General features: G+C 46.7%; 16 protein-coding genes. 7 read left to right on the top strand and 9 right to left on the bottom strand.

The window, feature by feature from the left end; translation table 11 throughout:
- Nucleotides 1–28: 28 nt before the first annotated feature.
- Entirely contained in the window at nucleotides 29–2,470 is a 2,442-nt protein-coding gene (locus QQL66_RS16085) for a PAS domain-containing sensor histidine kinase (RefSeq protein ID WP_284382794.1), read from the bottom strand.
- Between the two features lie 18 nt (nucleotides 2,471–2,488).
- Complete coding sequence (locus QQL66_RS16080) at nucleotides 2,489–3,688, bottom strand: substrate-binding domain-containing protein (protein WP_284382793.1); 1,200 nt, start codon at nucleotides 3,686–3,688, stop codon at nucleotides 2,489–2,491.
- Nucleotides 3,689–4,140: 452 nt separating this feature from the next.
- On the opposite strand from QQL66_RS16080, the gene QQL66_RS16075 reads away from it, so the two are divergent.
- Both QQL66_RS16075 and QQL66_RS16070 read left to right on the top strand, forming a co-directional pair.
- Entirely contained in the window at nucleotides 4,141–4,953 is an 813-nt protein-coding gene (locus QQL66_RS16075; protein WP_284382791.1) for a type IV pili methyl-accepting chemotaxis transducer N-terminal domain-containing protein, read from the top strand.
- 34 nt (nucleotides 4,954–4,987) lie between these two features.
- Complete coding sequence (locus tag QQL66_RS16070) at nucleotides 4,988–5,230, top strand: DUF3565 domain-containing protein (RefSeq protein ID WP_284382789.1); 243 nt, start codon at nucleotides 4,988–4,990, stop codon at nucleotides 5,228–5,230.
- A gap of 6 nt (nucleotides 5,231–5,236) precedes the next feature.
- On the opposite strand, the gene QQL66_RS16065 is transcribed toward QQL66_RS16070, so the two are convergent.
- Nucleotides 5,237–5,917, bottom strand: coding sequence for a DNA-3-methyladenine glycosylase I (locus tag QQL66_RS16065; RefSeq protein ID WP_284382787.1), 681 nt, complete (start codon nucleotides 5,915–5,917; stop codon nucleotides 5,237–5,239).
- Nucleotides 5,918–6,007: 90 nt separating this feature from the next.
- Nucleotides 6,008–7,222: an EAL and HDOD domain-containing protein gene (locus QQL66_RS16060; protein WP_284382785.1), complete on the bottom strand. Its 1,215-nt coding sequence runs from the start codon at nucleotides 7,220–7,222 to the stop codon at nucleotides 6,008–6,010.
- A 269-nt stretch (nucleotides 7,223–7,491) separates the two neighbouring features.
- Between QQL66_RS16060 and QQL66_RS16055 the strand changes: the two genes are divergently transcribed.
- From QQL66_RS16055 to QQL66_RS16045, 3 genes are read left to right on the top strand one after another with little or no spacing between them, the layout of a single operon-like run.
- A complete protein-coding gene (locus tag QQL66_RS16055; RefSeq protein WP_284382782.1) occupies nucleotides 7,492–9,315 on the top strand; it encodes a GMC oxidoreductase in 1,824 nt (607 codons plus the stop codon).
- Between the two features lie 60 nt (nucleotides 9,316–9,375).
- Nucleotides 9,376–9,546 (top strand): hypothetical protein, encoded by a 171-nt coding sequence (locus QQL66_RS16050; RefSeq protein ID WP_284382780.1) that lies wholly within the window; start codon nucleotides 9,376–9,378, stop codon nucleotides 9,544–9,546.
- Between the two features lie 15 nt (nucleotides 9,547–9,561).
- Nucleotides 9,562–9,792, top strand: coding sequence for a hypothetical protein (locus QQL66_RS16045; protein WP_284382779.1), 231 nt, complete (start codon nucleotides 9,562–9,564; stop codon nucleotides 9,790–9,792).
- A 96-nt stretch (nucleotides 9,793–9,888) separates the two neighbouring features.
- On the opposite strand, the gene QQL66_RS16040 is transcribed toward QQL66_RS16045, so the two are convergent.
- From QQL66_RS16040 to QQL66_RS16030, 3 genes are all read right to left on the bottom strand, one after another.
- Nucleotides 9,889–11,931 carry an NADPH-dependent 2,4-dienoyl-CoA reductase gene (locus QQL66_RS16040; protein ID WP_284382778.1) on the bottom strand — a complete coding sequence of 681 codons (2,043 nt, stop codon included), beginning with the start codon at nucleotides 11,929–11,931 and terminating at the stop codon, nucleotides 9,889–9,891.
- 343 nt (nucleotides 11,932–12,274) lie between these two features.
- Nucleotides 12,275–13,912: an alkaline phosphatase gene (locus QQL66_RS16035; protein WP_284382777.1), complete on the bottom strand. Its 1,638-nt coding sequence runs from the start codon at nucleotides 13,910–13,912 to the stop codon at nucleotides 12,275–12,277.
- Between the two features lie 298 nt (nucleotides 13,913–14,210).
- Nucleotides 14,211–16,148: a DNA topoisomerase III gene (locus QQL66_RS16030; RefSeq protein WP_284382776.1), complete on the bottom strand. Its 1,938-nt coding sequence runs from the start codon at nucleotides 16,146–16,148 to the stop codon at nucleotides 14,211–14,213.
- 133 nt (nucleotides 16,149–16,281) lie between these two features.
- Between QQL66_RS16030 and QQL66_RS16025 the strand changes: the two genes are divergently transcribed.
- Nucleotides 16,282–17,061: a substrate-binding periplasmic protein gene (locus tag QQL66_RS16025; protein WP_284382775.1), complete on the top strand. Its 780-nt coding sequence runs from the start codon at nucleotides 16,282–16,284 to the stop codon at nucleotides 17,059–17,061.
- A gap of 202 nt (nucleotides 17,062–17,263) precedes the next feature.
- Complete coding sequence (locus QQL66_RS16020; RefSeq protein WP_284382773.1) at nucleotides 17,264–17,638, top strand: hypothetical protein; 375 nt, start codon at nucleotides 17,264–17,266, stop codon at nucleotides 17,636–17,638.
- Between the two features lie 25 nt (nucleotides 17,639–17,663).
- Here QQL66_RS16020 and QQL66_RS16015 read toward each other — a convergent pair whose 3' ends face one another.
- Both QQL66_RS16015 and QQL66_RS16010 read right to left on the bottom strand, forming a co-directional pair.
- Nucleotides 17,664–18,212, bottom strand: coding sequence for a hypothetical protein (locus tag QQL66_RS16015; protein WP_284382771.1), 549 nt, complete (start codon nucleotides 18,210–18,212; stop codon nucleotides 17,664–17,666).
- Nucleotides 18,209–19,780 (bottom strand): GMC family oxidoreductase, encoded by a 1,572-nt coding sequence (locus QQL66_RS16010; RefSeq protein ID WP_284382769.1) that lies wholly within the window; start codon nucleotides 19,778–19,780, stop codon nucleotides 18,209–18,211. The genes QQL66_RS16015 and QQL66_RS16010 overlap by 4 nt, the downstream gene beginning before the upstream one ends.
- Nucleotides 19,781–19,789 lie beyond the last annotated feature (9 nt).

Here is a 19,789-nt window from a genome sequence, read left to right as displayed (position 1 = left end):
GCCGTTACGGGGCTTATTCAGAGGTTCCCTAGGTATTAGAGGTCTCTGTGATCGATGCTTTGGAATGAGAGGCTTCAGTATGGTGAGGCGCTATCAAAGGTAAGGTGATTTGGAAATCGGTGCCGGTGTTTACGCCGCCATGACGGCTGTTCAAGACGATACTGCCACCAAGAATACCGGTTACGATGGAGTGCACAATGTGCAGGCCTAAGCCACTGCCGCCTTGCCCCAGTTTGGTGGTAAAGAAGGGATCAAACACCTTCTTTTGAGACTCTGCCGGGATGCCGTAGCCATTATCGCTGATGTTGATGATCGCATGCCCTGCTTCCAGTTTGGTGGTGATGATAATGTTTCCTTTGAAATCATCGGCGAAGCCATGATTGATGGCGTTGTGAATAAGATTATTCATGACTTGCACCAGTGCGCCGGGGTATGAATCCAGCTGGGCATCTTCGTAAATCATTGCGATTAACTGAATCGGGCTATCTGAGAGCAGATGTCGGTGGGTGATGGCCACTTCTTCCAGTGTCTTCTTCAAGCTAAAGGTACGGCGTTGTGCACTGGTTTGATCCACGGACAGCTGTTTAAAACTGGAGATCAGTTCAATGGCTGAACTTAACGAACGGATCAGGATAGATGAGGATTCGTTGAGATCCTGAAGATAATTTTCCATCGCTCGTTTACTGAGCGAGCCACTGAGGAAGTCTTCGTGGAGGTGTGCAATACGTTCTTCCAGTGTGGTGGATACCGTCAATGCCGTCCCAATCGGCGTGTTAAGTTCATGAGAGATGCCTGCTACCAATGAGCCCAGGGAAGCCAGTTTTTCCGATTGGATCAGGCTTTCCTGAGTGGATTCCAGTTCCATCGTTTTCTTGGTAATGGCATCGGCCAGACTCTTGTTGAGGCTGTTCAGTTGCGTGGTTGCTTCTTCCGCGCGGGCTTTTTCCCGTGACAGCTCTTCCTGGGTTTGGATGATGCCGGTGATGTCCGTTAGGAAACCACAAATGTAGATGATGTCGCCTTGTTGATTTTTAATCGGGAATTTCACGCTGATAAAAGAAAAGGTTTCGCCGTCTTTGACCAGATCTTCCCTGAAGTTAAGCACCCGCATTTCCTGAAGTACTTTGTTGTCATGGTTTGTGAATTCTTCGGCAACGCGAGGCGGGAAGATGTCTTCGTTGGTTTTTCCATAAACCTCTGAGTGAGGGATACCCGTAACGCATTCGAATTCGGAGTTCACAAACTGATAGCGACCATCAAGGGTTTTGATGTACACCACGGAGCCCGAGTAATTGAGAATATTCCGATACATTTCTTCATTCGATACTACATCCTGCATCGCCTGTTCCAGGCGTCGGCCTACTTGATTGATCTCATAGATGGGGGTGGCTTCGAAATGTGGTGTATCCGTATCTGAGGTCTGCTTTTCGGCAAACTTGGTCAGATAATTCAGCGATCGGCTGCTGATCTTGGTAGCCAGTACGGCGATACCTGTCCCCAGTAGCAGGACCAACCCCACAACCAGAATCAGTGTTTGGGTAAAGAGTTGATAATGGCTGGTCAGGTAGGATTCTTTCTGCCATAAAATCAATTGAAGTTGTGTGGCATCCTGATGAGCGATGTCATGATCCCCTAATAGGTCAATGACAGAAAAATGTTCATCCGGATACTCGTCGTTTGCCTGATAGATCGGTGTCGTTCCTACCTGATTCATCCAGGCGATGGGTTCCAAAGATCCATTGGCATGATCTCTGGATGTGCCGGTGACAGCGACCTTTGGATCTGATGATGGTTGAATTACCAGCGTCGCGCCATCAACCCCGGTATTGTTTACGATTCGGCGAAGTAATTGGACATTGTTGTTGAATAAATTGATGCCAAAAAGATAGCCCAATCGTTTGTTTAACGGGCCGCCAATCAATTCCTTACTGTATGCCATGCCGCTGGCAATATTATGATATGCCACACCGGAAAATTCGCTGTTGGGAGTAAATAGCTGTGCACCTAAGTTGGGTAAGTGGTTTCTCAACTCGGTAATCATGTTGTCCAGATGATAGCTGGAATGACCTGCGATGATTTCCTTTCCTCCTCGAATAGGCACAAACAACAACAGGTCGAGATCCGTAGCATACGTGCTCAATAACTCGTTTAACCGTTGATGAATCTGACGGGTAAGGTGTTCATAATTGGTTGATTCAACTACCAGGGAACTTTGCTGAAGGGTTAATTGGTTAAGTTGCTGGTCTTGCTGAAGGATTGAAAGCACATGTTCCAATTCCGCCTGACGGTTTTCTAACACCAGGGACGTGAGTTTGCGCAGTTGCCGGGTGTGGTCCTGAGCACTGTCGTGCAGCATATTGGTGGTGTTGGTGTAATAAAACCACAGACACACAAAGGCGGTGACACTCAGTGACAGGCATAAACAGGCTGAAATCAGGCGATGAAAGGGCAAGCCCGCACGAGAGGTCATCTTGCTTATCCAGCGCATTTATTTGGCCAATCCATGTTGTTCAACCATAGCATGATCAGAGTACCTGAATGCCCGTTCTTCGAAGCGTTGCAGCTGTTTCGGTTTGGTGTCTTGTGTGACTAATCGGAAACTGCCGGAATAAATGGTGGGCACCTGTGTTGTTTCGCCGAGCAGATCCATACCAATGGCTTCTGCCATCGCCACGCCATTGTCGTCGTTCATACGCATCACGGTGAAATCGAGCGATTTGGCTTTCAGCTGATTCAGTTCTGATGAGCCGCCACCCCAGCCATTGACGGTAATGTTCTGTTCTAATCCAAGTTCTGTCAGTGCATCCAGTGTGCCCAGAGCAATGTCGGTTGAGGTTGCGTAGATGAAATCTAATGGAGATTGATCTTGCTGATGATCCTTGATCAGTTGTTGGGTGGCTGCTTTTGCTAGAGCACGATCAAAATTCACGTAATAGCTGTCTTGTAGTTGGTAGCCCGAGGATGCATTCATGAAGCTCTCAAAGACACCTCCACGCATCTGGCTAACGTAGCCTTGAGTACCATACAAGATGGCGTAGTTACCGCCCGTTGGGAAACGCTTCTGGTATTCCTGAATGAGCAGTTGTGTGCCGATGATGTGGTCAAACCCGACATAGAGAAACGGTTGCTGGGTTCCAAAGGCTTTCAACGGAGTCGTGATGTTCTGCAAGATGATTTTGATCTGACTCTGAGTCATGACCTGTTCAATCAACTTCTGATGTTTCAGGGCGTCCAGAGTGAACAGCAGGTAATCGGTGTTGTCGCCAAGACTTTGTTTGAGCAGTTTGGATTGTTCGTTAAGATCGATGCCGGGTTTGGTGAAATGCTTATCGAGTTGATACTGCACACCCAATCGCTTTAACCTGTGTTCGAAGGCGGCAATGCTGCGACGCCAATAATCTGAAATCTGTAAGCCCGGACAGATGACCAGAATATTCACCGGCTTGTCATTGTTAATGAGTCGTTTGGGTTGGCTTTGCACTCGAAGGTTAAAGGCTTCGGATTTTGTTTTTTGTTCAGGAAAGACCTCCAAGTATTCATCAATGGTCCAATACTCAGGAAATCGTACATCTGCCGATGCGTTGGCACTCATTAATGAGGTAACGAACGTAACCAGGCTGCATAGGATAAACGCGGTATAACGATCAAAAATGTACGTCGTATAACGATAAAGAAAGTGTTGGCGCATAGGGTGAACGAATACCTAATGATCAGTCTCATCGGACGATCTTGGTGGTGATACTTTATTCTTATAAAGCCAAACTGTAGACCATGCGGTAACCAAGATCAAATGCTTAACTGCGTATCTTTTTGTATTTAAACGGCTTTTGAACAGTCTTTACTGTTCGGCCTGTTTTAGTGCAAATCTATAAATTTCCCCCTTGTTGGTGCAGCTGCATTGGATTTACGAAGTGTGGCTTGATGCCTTTTGGTGTTTTTCATATCTACCGTGCTCCTTTGGGGAACACGATCATAACGATATTTCCGATTGTTTTACTCGGAAAAGCCGATTTTATTGCCTTAGGGCAAATGTTACTCAACTGTTTTCTTATACATTGCACTTATTTCTGAGTTGGCCTGCTATGTGCTTTTGGCAAGACTGCTTGAACTATTAATACTGCCTAAAAGAAGGATGTTCCAGTGAAAAGATTCCAATTGAGATATTTCATCAAGCTACTGATCCTGCTACTCATTCCATTTTCCATTCCCTCGTTCAGTTGGGGAATGACGGACGCGGAAGCCATTAACAAGTCTGGTCGACAGCGGATGCTTTCTCAGCGAATGATGAAGAGCTATTTGATGATTGGCGCGGATGTGAAGGTTGAAATGGCCCAAAAACAACTCGACGACAGTGTGGCTTTGTTTGAACAACAATTCCTTGAATTGCGTGAGTATGCGACCACGGAAGAAATCAATAACAAGCTGGATAAGGTCGAATCATTGTGGGTAATGCACCGTGAACGTATCATCAGCCCACCGAATAAGTCGAATGTCCCTGACTTAATGGAGCAGAATTTAGCGTTGTTGGTAGCCTGTGATCAGGTGGTTAAGGCTATTGAGCTCAAGGCAAACGTTAACAGTGCTCAGTTGGTGAATATATCCGGCAGACAGCGGATGTTGTCCCAGAAAATTGCCAAAGCGTATATGGCGTTGTACTGGAAGGTGGAATCAGTGGATCTTAAACAGGAGTTCGAGCAGGCTGTTCAGCTGTTCGATGATTCATTGCAAACCCTGATGGATTCAGATTTGAACACCGAAGATCTTAATCGCTCTTTGAGAAAAGTGGGTAATCAATGGCGCTTTTCGCAATCCGGGTTTAAATTAGGTGACGATGGTCGCTATGTTCCGACAGTTATTTCGGTAACCACTGAATCCATCTTGAAGAAAATGGATCAGATTACCAAGCAGTATGAGTCTCTGATGTTGTCTCATAAGCAAGTGGCTCAGAATTGATCTCTATCGATATTTTCATTTAATGAGGTAATACGTGAAGCAACCCATCATAGGCTTTCATCAGGATGAGCTCGGTGACTGGGTTGCTGAACTGGCTTGTTTTCACGGGCAGCACGTGCGACATCAACCGCCCTTTATTAATCGGCCTTGGGTTACGTCGGCGCAAGGTCGAGACGCCATGTTGGGCCATTGTCTGAATTGTGTCCGTTGCGATCAGCATGAACCACCTAATGAGATGATTGCGTGTAAGCATCAACCCTCATCTGACTCGGAATAAGTTTAGTTAGCCCACCGTTAGTGCCAGTAATAAGCTGATGCGGGATAACGGCCAACCGGATTCTTGATGCCATTCAGTGAATTTTTCTTGAACGAGTTTTAAATCTCGCTTGGATGTGGGGTTTTTATCAATGATATTTCTGGCTTTCAGTGCGGTCACCACATCTTTCGTGAAGATGAAGGTGTCTTTGTTGACCATGCGTAAGAAATACGAACCCGATGCACCGCCCAGCTGCGTGCCGTGTTTTTTCAAGTGATCCCACAGACCGACAATGTCGGTGACCGGCCAGTCACCTAAGAACTTGCCGAAGCTCCCATGTTCTTCAGAGGTACGAAGGATAAACGCTGCATTATCACGAATCGACTTCATTTTCCCCAGATGACGAATCAGATCTGTATTGGTCATGTGTTCTGCAATGGCATCATCACTGAGATGAGCATTACCCAGTACGTTAAAACCATGAAAGGCTTTTTCGAAGGCCGGCCATTTTGCATCCACCAAACTGTGCTTTAAGCCGGCCCGGAAGATTCGTAAACTCATTAAGGAGAGATATCGGTGATCGGGAATCTCGGCCAGTTCTTCGCTGGTGGCAGGTGCCTGAAGGCGTGAATCTAATAGATCGTTGATGGCTTTTTGGGAGCCTTTCTGAGTAATTGCGTCCTGATAGATGGCGTTAAAGCTGGTCATGAGATTTTCCTTAAAACCCGACATCAAGGTGAAATGTTGATATCGGGAGTGTAAAAGAAAATTGCTTAAAACGCTTTAATCAAAAACGGATTAAAGGCTGTCTATCATGGCATTGGCTTTGACATGACTATCAATAAAAATGGTGTTTACATCATTTTGGGTTAGCCCAAGTTCACGGAGTTGCGCCCAAGGCACATCAAGGAGCTTGAACTTTTCGTAGAGGGTTGCGGTTTTTAGAATCAACCCCAGTAAGCCCCGGTATTCGGTGAGGGCTTCTTTGCTTTCTTCATCCAAGGGTAACTTTTTCATGAGATCGTGAATGGAGATATCAAAGAATAAGTCCAGGCATGAGAGCATACCGATCATGTAAAATTTCTCTGCCAGTTTCTCATTGAAGATGCTCGCAACATGTTCGCAGAAATAGGCCCGTTGTAATGAAATAGCCAGTAATGATTTGGGTTTATCTTCGAGCTTGGTCATCGCTAGCATGGTGGCCCAGCTTTTGAGTCGGGTTATTCCCAGTAAAGCCACGGCGGTTGCAATGCTGGTGACTTCAACGGAACGTCTTAATTCTGCCGAGTTGATCAGACTTAGCAGCTTGAAAGAGAGTTCGGAATCCTGAGTGATTATTGTCTTGATGCTGTCGACATCGGCGTCTTGCTGATTTAACTCTGCGATCAGCTTCAGCACGGTCGCTTTGTTGCTCGACAAGGTGGCGCCCTGAACAATGTTTGGCTTATAAAGAAAATAGCCTTGAAACAAGGAGCAACCCAGGTCTTTACAGAATTGGTATTCATCGAGTGTTTCAATCTTCTCTGCCAGCAACACAACTTCATATTTGGCCAGTTTGCTGATGGCTTCCCGGAGTTGAGTGCGGGTCATGGCCGGCACTTCAAGTTTGACGATGTCAGTGAGCTCAAGTAAGGGTTTGTATTTGTCGTCCCAAATAAAATCATCCAGGGCGATCTTATACCCGCGATCTTTGATTTCCTGAACTTTGGCGACGAGTTCCGGTGTGACTTCAATGTCTTCCAGAATTTCAATATTCAGCAGTTCCGGCGCTATGGGGGGTAAAAAATCGAGCAACTTATCCGTGAAGTTAACGAATGCAGGTAATCCACCGGTGATGTTTTCGCATTCCCCTAATGAAAATGTATTGATAAGCACCTGGGACGTAGCGGTATTCCCGTCAATACTGCTGTTAATGGTTCCGTCTTCAAATCGGTAGAGTAGCTCGTAAGCAACAATTTCCTTATTCACATCGCAGATGGGTTGTCGTGCTAAAAGGGTTGTGTTGGCTGACACGGATTCGTCGTCCTTTCTAATGCTTTAGACATTCTAAGTGTAGAAAAGAAATTCAGAATGAACAGATGGTCGTCCTTCTGACCTTCAATTAAGAGTGCCTCTGATTTAATAACGCATCTGAATTAATCGCTCCTTTAATCACGAGTACGTTTAATCAGAAATTAGAGTAATTACTCAGGTTTTTATTGACCCGATGGGGATGATCAATGAATAATCAGCTTCAATAACTACTAAAACGCAATTCCGATGTTGATGTGAGGGAAAGATTCGTGAGTCATTTAAATGAGCAAAATCAACCAAGTACAGAACATTTTGATTATGACCAGGTGGTTATCGGTTCTGGTTTTGGTGGCTCGTGCAGTGCACTGCGCTTGACTGAGAAAGGGTACAAGGTACTGGTTCTTGAAAAGGGCAAGCGCTGGTCAGATCAAGATTTCCCCTCTACCAACTGGAATTTTAAAAAGTACCTTTGGGCACCCAAGTTAGGTTTGACCGGGCCTTGGCAAATGTCCTTCACCCGCAAGGTGGTGGCGTTGCACGGATCGGGCGTCGGTGGTGGTTCACTGATTTATGCCAACACCCATTACATTCCACAACAACGTATCTTTGAGTCCGAACAATGGACCAGAACACGGGATAATTGGTACGAAACCTTATTGCCGTTTTATGGCTTGGCACAGCGTATGTTAGGCACCAGCTCCGGCCGTTTTGAAGGCGTTGCTGATAAGCTGCTCAAAGATGTGGCTCAGGACATGGGGCGGGAAGATACCTATGAGCTGGTGGATACAGGTGTGTATTACGAAGATCAGTTCAAGGCGGCCGAGAATAAAGAAGAACCGTATTTTGCTGGTGAAGGGCCTAAGCGCGAAGCATGTAATCTCTGTGCCCGATGCATGATGGGCTGCCCCAAAAACGCTAAGAATACATTGGAAAAGAACTATCTCTATTTTGCCGAGCGTAACGGTGCCGAGATTCGTTCGGAATCCCAAGTCACCCGTGTTGAACCGCTACCAGGCAAGAATGGTCAACGTGATGGTAGTGGTGGCTATGAGTTAACGGTCAAACAATCCACTGGGTGGTTTGGTAAAACCTATACAGTGCGTACTAAAGGCGTGGTGTTATCGGCGGGTGTAGTTGGAACGCTAAATCTGTTGATGGGCAGTAAATACAAAGACCAGACGTTGACTCAGATTTCAGATCTTATTGGTCGTCAGGTTCGAACCAATTCAGAAACTTTTTATTCGGTCGGCTTTGATACCAAAAACACTTACTCTGAAAATGAGATCTCTAAAGGATTGGCGATCACTTCGTCGTTTAAGCCGGATGACATTACAACCATTGAGCCGGTGCGATTCAATAAAGGTTCTGATTCCGCCTGGCTGAGCTTTTCGATGGTGCCATTGACCGATGCCGGTGGGATTCCTCGAGGCATTCGTCTGCTGCTGAACATCCTGATGCAGCCATTAACCACCTTGAAGCTGATGAACCCGATTGGTAAAGCGAAACGCAATAATGTACTGATGATTATGCAAAGTGCCGACAGCTATGTTCACGCAAAATGGAAGCGCGCTTGGACTAAACTCTTCCGTCGACGTTTGACCGTCGAACAGGAAAAGGGCGATATGAAACTTACCACCTACTTTGATGTAGGCCAGGAAGTGGCTCGCCGATACGCAGAGAAGTCTCAAGGGGAAGTGGGTAACGTGGCATTAGACATTCTGGTGAATACCCCGGTCACGGCTCATATTATGGGTGGTGTGCCGATTGGTAAGAGCTCGGCTGATGGTGTTGTGGACGAGTCCGGTGCAGTTTTTGGTTATCAAGGGCTGCGAGTGTTGGATGGCTCGGTCATTCCTGGAAACCTGGCGGTCAACCCGTCACTGACCATTCTTGCTCTTAGCGAGTACGCCATGTCACAAGTACCGGTGAAAGACGAAGCATCTGCTGCTAAGGTGGCACCGGTTAAATTTTCAAAACCACTGCCGGGCATGGTCTCTGCCTTGGATGGTGAGGGTGATCTTCTGAAAGAAGCTATTGAGTTGTCTATGAAAACGCAGGCAAATGGAGTAACTGAAGCAGCCCAAGAATCGTAAGCTGAGTTCAACTTTCTCTTAAAAAAGGAGTCTAATTAGCATCTCTGACAGGAGGTGGCTATGAGACTCCTTTTTTCGTTCTGGCTTATTTGTTTAATGCCAATGGCATTGGCCTCTCAACATGTCGACAACCAATATGTCGATACAGAAACCTTTGACACCATCTGTGATGATTATCGTTGCAAGAAAGAACGTTATGAAGAACGCAAAACGCGTGAGGAATATGATTAGCCGGTAGTAACAGCGGTGGATGCCAATGAGGATGTGTGTCGACGTTTCAGTTCAACAGAATCCCGCCGCTTACGCATCGAAAAACGGATTGCTAAGGGAATGACGGAAGCTCAGGTAAGGGCGTCCTGGGGAAATCCAAGTCAGGTTGATCAGCTCTCCGATGAGCAAAGCCAATGGTTCTATCGACGTTTTGGTGAGAGTTATTTTCTGACGTTTCTGAATGGGTGTTTGCAGGGCTGGCGATAGTGCTTTTAAAAGTGCATAAAAAAGCCTGAGCGACTTCCTTGTGGGAAATTTCTCAGGCTATTTTTAATTTTCTACGTTTGGGTAAAAGGTAAAAAATTAAATTTCAGCAGCAAGGCGAGCGCCTTGATTGATTGCGCGTTTTGCATCCAGCTCTGCCGCCAGATCCGCACCACCAATTACGTGTACTTTCATACCTTGGTCTTCTGCGCCTTTCGCTAGCAGCTCATCCGCCAGAGAACGGTTTGAAGTTTGACCGGCACAGATGATCACATTATCTACATCCAGAATTTTCTTCTCGCCTTTAACGGTGATGTGAAGACCTTGATCGTCGATTTGGTCGTAGTTACAGCCAGGAATCATGGTCACGTCTTTCATCTTCAAGGTTGCGCGGTGAACCCAGCCAGAGGTTTTACCCAGGTTTTTACCAACTGAGGATTCTTTACGTTGCAGCAAGAATACTTCGCGTTCTGGCGCTTGTACTTCCGGTTGCGCCAATGCAGAGCGATTTTCAAGGTTGGTGTCGACACCCCATTCTTTGTACCACTGTTGTTTTTCTGCTTCGGCGTCTTCTGCGTGTTTGTGAACCAAGTATTCACCCACGTCGAAACCAATACCGCCAGCACCGATGATGGCGACTTTCTTGCCCACTGGTTTCTTGTCACGCAGTACGTCCAGATACGACATTACCTTGCTGTGCTCGATGCCAGGAATACCCGGGTTACGTGGCGTAATACCGGTTGCAACGATCACTTCGTCGAAGCCTTCTTTAAGAAGATCGTCAGCCGATACGCGAGTATTCAAACGGACATTCACGCCATGCTTTTCGATCATCTTGCCGAAGTAACGCATGGTTTCATTGAAGTCGTCTTTACCTGGAATCTGCTTGGCGATGTTGAACTGACCGCCAATCTTGTCATCCGCATCAAACAGAGTCACATCGTGACCACGCTCGGCTAATACGGTAGACGCTGACATACCTGCAGGGCCAGCACCAATCACTGCTACCTTCTTCTTGTCTTGGGTCGGAAGGTACAGAAGCTCTGTTTCGTGACATGCACGAGGGTTCACTAAACAAGACGCACGCTTCATCTGGAAGGTGTGATCCAAACAGGCTTGGTTACAGGCGATACATGTGTTGATCTCGTCGCCTTTGCCCGCTTCCGCTTTGGCAACGAAGAATGGATCGGCCAATAACGGACGCGCCATCGACACCATGTCGGCTTCACCAGATGCGATGATGTTTTCAGCAATCTCAGGGGTGTTAATACGGTTACTTGCACACACCGGGATGTTCACCGCTTTACGCAATTTAGCGGTAGCGAAGCTGAACGCCGCACGAGGAACCGAAGTTACGATGGTTGGAACACGCGCTTCGTGCCAGCCGATACCCGTGTTGATGATGTTCACACCGGCTTTTTCAATTTCTTTTGCCAGAACTTCAATTTCTTCCCAGCTTTGGCCGCCATCAACCAAATCCATCAACGACATACGGTAAACGATGATGAATTTCTCACCCACCGCTTTACGTACGGCTTTTACGGTTTCAATGGCAAAGCGCATACGCTTCTCTGCGCTGCCGCCCCATTCGTCCGTACGGTTGTTAACACGCTCAGCAAGGAACTGGTTAATCAAGTAACCTTCCGACGCCATGATCTCAATACCGTCGTAGTTTGCGTACTGTGCCATCTTGGCTGCATTCGCATAGTCATCGATGGTTTTAAGAATTTGCTTGTGGCTCAACTTGCTTGGTTTGAATGGCGTGATTGGCGACTTTTTAGACGACGCAGACACGTTATACGGGGTGTAACCATAACGACCCGCATGCAGTAATTGAAGGGCAATTTTACCACCTTCTTTGTGAACAGCGGATGTTACACGACGGTGTAATAATGCCGTCAGTTTGTTATCCATACGAGAGCCAAATGGCAAAAGCTCACCACGACGGTTTGGTGCATAACCACCAGTAATAGATAACGCTACGCCACCGCGTGCACGTTCAGCGAAGTAGGCGGCCAATTTTTCAATGTGGTAGAAACGATCTTCCAAACCAGTGTGCATTGAGCCCATGATGACGCGGTTCTTTAGCGTCGTGAAACCCAGGTCGAGTGGCTCAAGTAGATGTGGATATGGTTTTGTCATGTCATCAAGCTCGCTGTTGTATGGTTCTGTTTGAAGCGGTGCGACCCCTTCAAACCAATTGATCCAAAATAAATGTCTTAAATGTGTTCTAAATTCGATGGTCGATTTTATATCAGCGTAACTATACAGCGCCGCTGTTAGAAAGCGACATCATATGTTATTGACATTTTGTGTGCAGTTGGATCTAGGAAATACGTGTTGAGATTGGCCAAGTCTAAGACGTAAAAAAGCGCTCGATTGAGCGCCTTGGAAGAGATCCCTAATGATGAAAGACCAGCCATTCAAAGAATGGTAAGAAATGTGCAGTTATCTTAGGAAGCCTAAGAATGGCTGGCCTCCAACATTACTGAGCAATCACTTCTTTGGTCATACGACCAATGTCTGTGTGGTGCACCATTTTTCCGAATTGCTTGGAAACGCTTTCCGGGCCAAATGCAATGACTGGAACAGGTGTGCTGGTGTGCGTACCTGTGCCCCAAACCACGTTTTGATCTTCGGCAACAGCACGACCTAGCAAGTCATGACGGATTTCTTCGCCGTAAACGTAGAAGGCTTTGAAGTCCATGACTTTAGGGAAACGCTCCGCGCTTAGGTATTTGTGGTCGTCCACTTTATAGAAGTTAGGTTCTGAGGCAAGAATCTCTTCCGCTTGTTCAAGCGTGATGTCGAACTCGCTGTTGTCATTTACGATTTTCATCAGGTCTGCCGGAGTTTTCTCGGTTTTGGAGAACGCAGAGAAAATGTCCGGATAGCTCAACTTCTGCTCGTACAACTTGTCCAGAATATCGAAACTACCGAAGTTAAAGTTCGGCTTGTAAGTGCGTTCAGCAAAGCCAGAACCGTCCAGCTGTTCTGGTGCCGGAATGTCTGCACGCGAGTAAGAGAAACCAAAACCGCCGGTTTCGTGGTCAGCCGTTACAACCACCAAGGTGTCGTTACGGTCTTTTACCCACTCGTAAACGTAGTCGATGGTTTCGTCGAATTTCAACATTTCATGCAGCATGGTAGCGACGTCATTGTCGTGACCAGCCCAGTCGATACGGCCACCTTCGATCATCAGGAAGAAACCGTCAGGATCTTGAGAAAGAATGTCCAATGCTTTCGCGGTCATTTCTTTCAGGGTTGGCTGAGTACGATCGGCATTGTCTTTGGTCAACGTGTGCTGGATGCCGTCGGCCATACCAGAATAAGAGAACAGACCCAGCAGCTTGTCGCCTTTTGCTGATTCAAACTCTTTACGAGTCAAAGCAACGGTGTAGCCGGCTTGTTCTGCTTCAACCAGAAGGTTTTTCTCGTCTTTACGCTTAGATTTGATCTTTACGCTGCCATCGGTGCGCTCTTTAAGTTGGTTGTACAGCTCACCCTTGTCGTTGGTGCTCTTTGGAATCCAGTGACGTAGGCCACCTGACAGCATCACATCAACATTATTCGCTAACATTTCTTCAGCAATGCTGTTTTCCAATGAACGGTGGGCTTTGTGTGCAGCGAATGCCGCAGGTGTTGCGTGCGTTAGACGGGTGTCAGAAATTAAGCCCGTTGCTTTACCGGATTTTTTCGCCAGTTCCAGCACAGTTTCTGCAGGGTTACCTTTAGCGTCCAGACCAACGGCTTCAGACGGAGAAGGCACACCAGTCGCTAACTGAGAGGCCGAGCTGGCAGAGTCTACAACGATGTTATATGCCGGACTGTGTTGGGATAAACCAACAACACCCGCATCCATCATTTTGCTGATGCCTGTTGGTTGGCCTTCATAAATTGAGTGGGGTGCATGGGTGGCGTATTCCTGCAACAGACCGACCTGTTGAGGACCCATGCCGTCACCGATCATCATGATGACGTTCTTAATTTTTGCCGGTTCTGCCGACTCTGCATTATCCGTAGTTTGGCAACCGCTCAGTGCAGTTAACGTCAGTGCTGTGGTTGCTACAGCTGCACCTGAGATCAGTGATGCAATGGCTTTTTTATTGAATAGTATTTTCATCGTTCTTCCGATATGTAAAACGTGTGAGTTTTGAATCCTTTCGCTATTCCGCGTTAGATATATTGCAAATCAGTGACCAAAAAACACTATTTCGGTGACACTTTGATGACAGGAATCGTTTTTTATTGAATAAACGTTTAGTAAATGACTTCTCTAAAGGCGGATCGGATACGGGAAGAAGGTAGGGATGCCTACTGTATTTAGTTGTTCATTGTTTTTCAAAGGATTTTTATCTTTGATATGCTCTGGGATAAGTCACTTTTCTACCCATGTTCCAGGGTATATGCACAGAATCGGGCTAGCTCTGAGTGCGTGAAGTACGCTTCTTTGCTGTGGATGATCGGCGTTTTTTGGTGAATTTTCTTTGAGGAGACTCGATGGGCTGAAGCCTGCCTAGACTGGTGGTTTTTGCCTGATGAATTAACTCATGCAAATTGACTTCCAGTGGCTGCATAAAGGCTTGGTAATTGAGTGTGCGTTCGCTGATACGACTCAGTTGTGCTTCCCAATCGGCTGTCATGTCCGGCGTGGTAGCTTGTTCAGGCAGTGCTGCAATCAAGGATTTACCCGTTTGTGTGGCGCGAATTTGTTTGCCTTGGCGACTAAGAAATTTTCGCTTAAAGAGCAGTTCGATGATGGACGCTCGTGTCGCTTCGGTGCCCAAACCATCTGTTTCGCGCAGCACTTTTCTGATCTCTGGATCTTTCACATACCGGCTGATGCCTGTCATGGCACTGAGTAAGGTTGCATCGGTAAAAGGCTGGGGCGGTTGGGTGTGTTTCTCCTGAAGCTCCGCTTGGTGAGATTGCAGTGCTTGTCCTTTTACCAGCTCCGGGAGAGGGGCTTTTTTGTCAGACGGCTGATCGCTCGATGACCCTTGGAAAAGTGCCTTCCAACCGAGATCTATATCTTCTTTGCTTTGTGCGGTGAATTTTCCTTGTTGAATATCTATCTCAGCTTTACGTTCCTGATATCGATAAACGGGATAAAACAGCGCCAGATATTGGCGAGCAATCAAACGATAGACCTGCTGCTCAGCGGTGGATAATTTGTTAATCGGCAGTCGTTTTTCGGTGGGAATGATCGCATGGTGCGCTTCGACCTTTTTATCGTTCCAGGCTTTGGTTTTGATGCGACTGTCGGCATTCGAAATGGCGTCTTGCTGATCTTCGATATTGTTCTGTAAGGCACCTAAAATGTTTGGAGCCTGAGCGTGATGATCCTCTGGCAAATAACGGTTGTCGGAACGAGGGTAGGTGATCAGCTTGTGTGTTTCATAGAGTGACTGACAGGCATCCAATGTCTGTTGAGCCGATAAACTGTATCGTTTTGAGGCGTCAATTTGCAGCGCAGAGAGGTTATACGGCAATGGCTGCGCTTGTTGTTTGTCTTGGCTTTGGTAATTCGTCACTGTCGCCGGTTGATGGCTGATGCGTTGAATAACGTTTTCTGCTAGGGCTTTGGACAGTACCCGGCCGTCCTCATCCATATAGGGCTGGCAGGCCTCGCTGGGCTGCCATTTTGCAGTAAATGCCTGGTTTTGCGCTGTGGATAAGTGTGCGATCACTTCATAAAACGGTTTGGAAACAAAGTTTTCTATCTCCTGATCCCGTCGTACCACAAGCCCAAGAATGGGGGTTTGGACCCGCCCGACAGACAGTACTGAATTGTAGCCGGACTTTCGACCTTGCAAGGTATAAGCGCGGGTCATGTTGATACCGTAGAGCCAGTCTGCACGGGATCGTGCCAGTGCCGATACCGATAGCGGAACAAAGGACTTATTGGGTTTAAGCTGAGTTAACGCGCTTTTTACGGCCGACAAGTTGAGGTCATTGATCAGTAAACGCTGCGTGTTGGCCAGTTTGGTTTTAGGCACTTTCAGATAGCTCAGCACTTCATCAACCAGTAGTTGACCTTCTCGATCCGGGTCGCCTGCGTGGACAATTTGTGATGCATCCTTGACCAGCTTTCTTAGCACCGATAATTGTTTTCGTGTTTTAGGTTTGGGTTGCAACTGCCATTGTTCTGGCAAGATAGGTAGGTGCTCCATCCGCCATTGTTTGAACTTTGCATCGTAGGCGTCCGGCTCCGCTTGTTCCAATAAGTGGCCAATACACCACGACACCACATCACCATTGGCGGCGGTGATAAAGCCGTCTTGTTTTTTGAGTGGTTTCGGGAGTGCGTCGGCAATAGCGCGACCTAAACTAGGCTTTTCGGCTATGTAAAGGATCATAAGAAGACTTAACCTGTATAAATAAACAGTACAACTATATCGGCCAGCTCATACAGAGTCAAAATACTTAACTATACTCACATGGAATAGAGCGATTATCGCACAAGTTATTTTGATATAACGAGGTAGTACAATGAAACGAATGGTTGTGGCTGGTTTGTCTATGTTGTTGTCTGCTGGAGCTGTTATGGCGGAGCAGACCGTCACGTTCACCTACGAGAATGTTGACTCTTACCCGTGGAACATGAAAGACGGTTCCGGGGTTGATTTGATCTTACTTAAAATGACCGACGACGCACTGCCGGACGTCTCGTTTAAATACATACAGGCACCTTGGCAACGTTGTCTTCATAATATCGAAAACGGCATCACAGAAGGCTGTTTTACTGCGAGCTTTAAAGAAAAGCGTCTCCAGCACGGGTATTATCCTGGGACGCATACGGGGGGCGCAGTTGATCCGAATTTACGACTGCATTCTTCCAGCTACTCGCTCTACGTGAAGAAAGATTCAAACATTGATGTGACTGGTAAAATGACCATTTCCGGGTTGACCGGTAAGGTGGCTGCGCCTGCAGGCTATTCCATCGGGGATGACCTCGCCAAAGCCGGTTATCAGGTGGATGCCAAGTCCTCAAAAACATTAAATAACTTTCAGAAGCTGGTATCGGGTCGGGTTGATGCCGTAGCGGCATTGACACTTAATGGAGACAACATCCTGGCGAATGATGCAACGCTGAACAGTCAGCTGAAAGCGATCAAAACGCCGCTGGTGGATAAACCCTATTATCTGATGCTCTCCAAGCAATTCGTTAGCGCCAATAAAGAATTGGCGGAGAAAATCTGGATGAAAGCGGCTGAAATTCGAGACTCCAAGGCGTTTCAGGACAAAGCCGGTGAGTTCTTAGCAAAGTAGTTATTCTTTAATCCTAGTACGTTCGCTGGTCGATCAACCCAGCGAACGGATTCTTTCTTTACTCTGTCTGTTTTTCTGGTTTTATATTCCTTGTCCTTTGAAAGGTGATTTGTAATAGCGTTAACTGCATCTTCGGGCGCCAAGTCGTTTCGTTGTAGACTGATGGCTCCAATCTTCGAGAACCACGGAACAAGGTGATTGAATGCTCAAGCGTGAACGTTACGAATGTGCCAGCTGTGCTTATCTCTTTCCTACCAAAGACGCTATTGATGGCTATCCTCACGGTTACCCAACTGGTTTTCTCTGCCCTCGATGTAAGGTCAACTTAGTTGAAACCTCAGCATCCGATGAGCCTGATCAGCTTGATTTTGGATGGAGCTTCATGATTTTCAGCGGGCTTTTGATTGCTTTTGCAGATCATATTAATTGGGTCACTCACTTTGAAGGGCCGTTGCTGAACCAGGCAATGAGTGTGTTAAGTGTTTGGCTGCCGGTGTATCTGGTGTTTGTCGTGATAAATCGTAACGCACTGTTTTCGGCGAGGGTGATATACACAAGGAAAGTACCGAAGGGTTAGGGACTTTCCTGGAATGAAAGGCTGCCTACACAAGCCCTTGAACATCGGGGAGGCGATGAAGAAGAAACATCACCGGCCGACCTCTAAAAGCCGGTAAATCAAAGTGACTCATACCCAGTACGGTGTCTTGGTCAATCTGTCTGAATTCATCCGTACAGTGTTGCCAGATATGCGGAGCCGTTGAGTCGTAGGTCGCAATGGCGCCCTGTTTTCCATCCAGCTTGTGAGGTTGAGTCTGGATTCGCATTTCAGGACCTTTATAAATTTGGCCTTTTTTGCTCAAAATATTTAAGGCGTAATCACCAAAAAATTGCTTTCCTTTCCATCCTGGTAATCCGGATACACTCAGAAATAACCGCTTAAACGGCGTAAGAATTTTAGGTCCGGGAAGTTCGGCAAGATAGACTCCGTTTAACTCGGTTACTGGTTCAAGTCGTGGAAATATATTGATTAATGATCTCTCTGATCGGACGTTATAGTGAGGCATGTGGTTTTCTCTTAGGGCTTGAATCTTGGGTTTTTCCAGCTTGGTTATATTTCTGGCTAACAGCGTGAATCTTTTTCCACCCTTCATCCTCGTTTTTCTGGTTGATTCGCCGCAAAACGCTCTGCCATTGCGGTGATCGTCAAACTTGGATTTACGCCAATATTGGCCGGGATACTGGAACCATCAACAACAAATAATCCTGGATAACCATGTACTTGATGATCTGTCGAGATCACACCGTCGTCTTGGTTATGCCCCATCGGGCAACCACTAAGAACATGTGCAGTGGTTGACATAGCACCGACGGATTCCATAAAACCATTCATAGCTTTGCCCCCGGATTGCTGTGCGAAGATCTTCGTTAAGGTATTTGCAATTGGTAAATAGCTTGGGGTTTCATGGCCTGGATTCGGTTTTGACACCAGACGTTTTGTTCGGGACCACCAAGGGCGTTGGTAGGTCAGTTGTAAATGGTTATCAAGATCCTGCATGACGGTGAATAAGCTGACACGTTTTTCCCAGTGTTTTGCAAATAAGTTCTGAAGCATTAATGCAGGCGAAAGCACGGTGGCAAATAAGGTTTTCAAGGCTCGGATGACAGGTCTGGAATCACTCACCAAAGGCCCGTAGAAATAACGAATGAATCGATAACCGGCATCAATACGATTCTGGGTCGCGTGTGTATTGGCGTCAGGATGAAAATCGGTGGAAATGGTCGCGCCGTCTGATATGTCTGTGCCTTGGGGGTGCAATACTGCAGTGATGGCTTCAGAGTTGGTTCGGACAATCTTGCCTAAGGTATTTGAGACCTTGGGCAGTGTTTTATAGGCTTCCTTGTTCTTAAACAACAAATCCAAGGTGCCAACAACGCCAGCTGATAACACCACGTTTTTAACTTTGAGTTGTTTTAGCTTTTTACCATTTGATGCCTCTACCAATGAAACAAGGTAACCCTCTTCCGGTAGCGGCTCAATCTTATCCGCCTTATGTTCCGGTAGAATTTCCACCCCTTGTTTTTCTGCCAGGTACAAATAATTCAAATACAACGCGTTTTTTGAATTTGTTGCACAACCCGTTAGACAACCTGCACAAAATGAACAGCCTTCGCGTTCAGGACCTTCGCCATTGAAATAAGGGTCTGGATGCTTCTTGCCAGACGAGCCGAAGTAAATGGCATTCGGCACGGATGCGAAGGTTTCGGCGACCCCCATCTGTTCAGCCGTTTGCTTTAGATAACGGTCTTGTAGGGTTTGTTTGGGGTTTGTGGTTACGCCTAACATGCGTGATGCGGTTGCCAAATGTGGCGCTAACTCAGTTTCTAGATCTAAGTTAAGATGTTTAAGGGTGGCATCTTGATAGAAGGCTTTTTTAGGTGGCAGCATGACCGCCCCCCAAACGATGCTTCCTCCACCGACGCCAACGCCACCAATAATCCCTACGTGCTTGAAAATGTGCTGAACAAAATATCCTTTTAGCCCGAACTTGGGTGCCCACATCAATTTCGAGAGTTTTCTTTTTCCTTGTTTGATCTCCTCTGGACCAATCCGTCTGCCTTGTTCAGCAATAGCAATCTTCCAGCCTTTCTCCGCCAAGCGAAGTGCTGATGCAGACCCTCCAAACCCCGAGCCTACAATCAAATAGTCATAATCAAACATCTTGTTAGT

Origin of the sequence: Litoribrevibacter albus (assembly GCF_030159995.1) — a bacterium.
Lineage (GTDB): Bacteria > Pseudomonadota > Gammaproteobacteria > Pseudomonadales > Litoribrevibacteraceae > Litoribrevibacter > Litoribrevibacter albus.
The sequence above is the reverse complement of the archived record's forward strand: the minus strand, read 5'-3'. Positions and strand labels throughout refer to the sequence as shown.

Bases quoted from the DNA above. Each gene is read 5' to 3' on its own strand.
- QQL66_RS16085 (WP_284382794.1), bottom strand. From the start codon at position 2,470: ATGACCTCTCGTGCGGGCTTGCCCTTTCATCGCCTGATTTCAGCCTGT.
- QQL66_RS16080 (WP_284382793.1), bottom strand. From the start codon at position 3,688: ATGCGCCAACACTTTCTTTATCGTTATACGACGTACATTTTTGATCGT.
- QQL66_RS16065 (WP_284382787.1), bottom strand. From the start codon at position 5,917: ATGACCAGCTTTAACGCCATCTATCAGGACGCAATTACTCAGAAAGGC.
- QQL66_RS16050 (WP_284382780.1), top strand. From the start codon at position 9,376: ATGAGACTCCTTTTTTCGTTCTGGCTTATTTGTTTAATGCCAATGGCA.
- QQL66_RS16040 (WP_284382778.1), bottom strand. From the start codon at position 11,931: ATGACAAAACCATATCCACATCTACTTGAGCCACTCGACCTGGGTTTC.
- QQL66_RS16035 (WP_284382777.1), bottom strand. From the start codon at position 13,912: ATGAAAATACTATTCAATAAAAAAGCCATTGCATCACTGATCTCAGGT.
- QQL66_RS16030 (WP_284382776.1), bottom strand. From the start codon at position 16,148: ATGATCCTTTACATAGCCGAAAAGCCTAGTTTAGGTCGCGCTATTGCC.
- QQL66_RS16025 (WP_284382775.1), top strand. From the start codon at position 16,282: ATGAAACGAATGGTTGTGGCTGGTTTGTCTATGTTGTTGTCTGCTGGA.
- QQL66_RS16020 (WP_284382773.1), top strand. From the start codon at position 17,264: ATGCTCAAGCGTGAACGTTACGAATGTGCCAGCTGTGCTTATCTCTTT.
- QQL66_RS16015 (WP_284382771.1), bottom strand. From the start codon at position 18,212: ATGAAGGGTGGAAAAAGATTCACGCTGTTAGCCAGAAATATAACCAAG.
- QQL66_RS16010 (WP_284382769.1), bottom strand. From the start codon at position 19,780: ATGTTTGATTATGACTATTTGATTGTAGGCTCGGGGTTTGGAGGGTCT.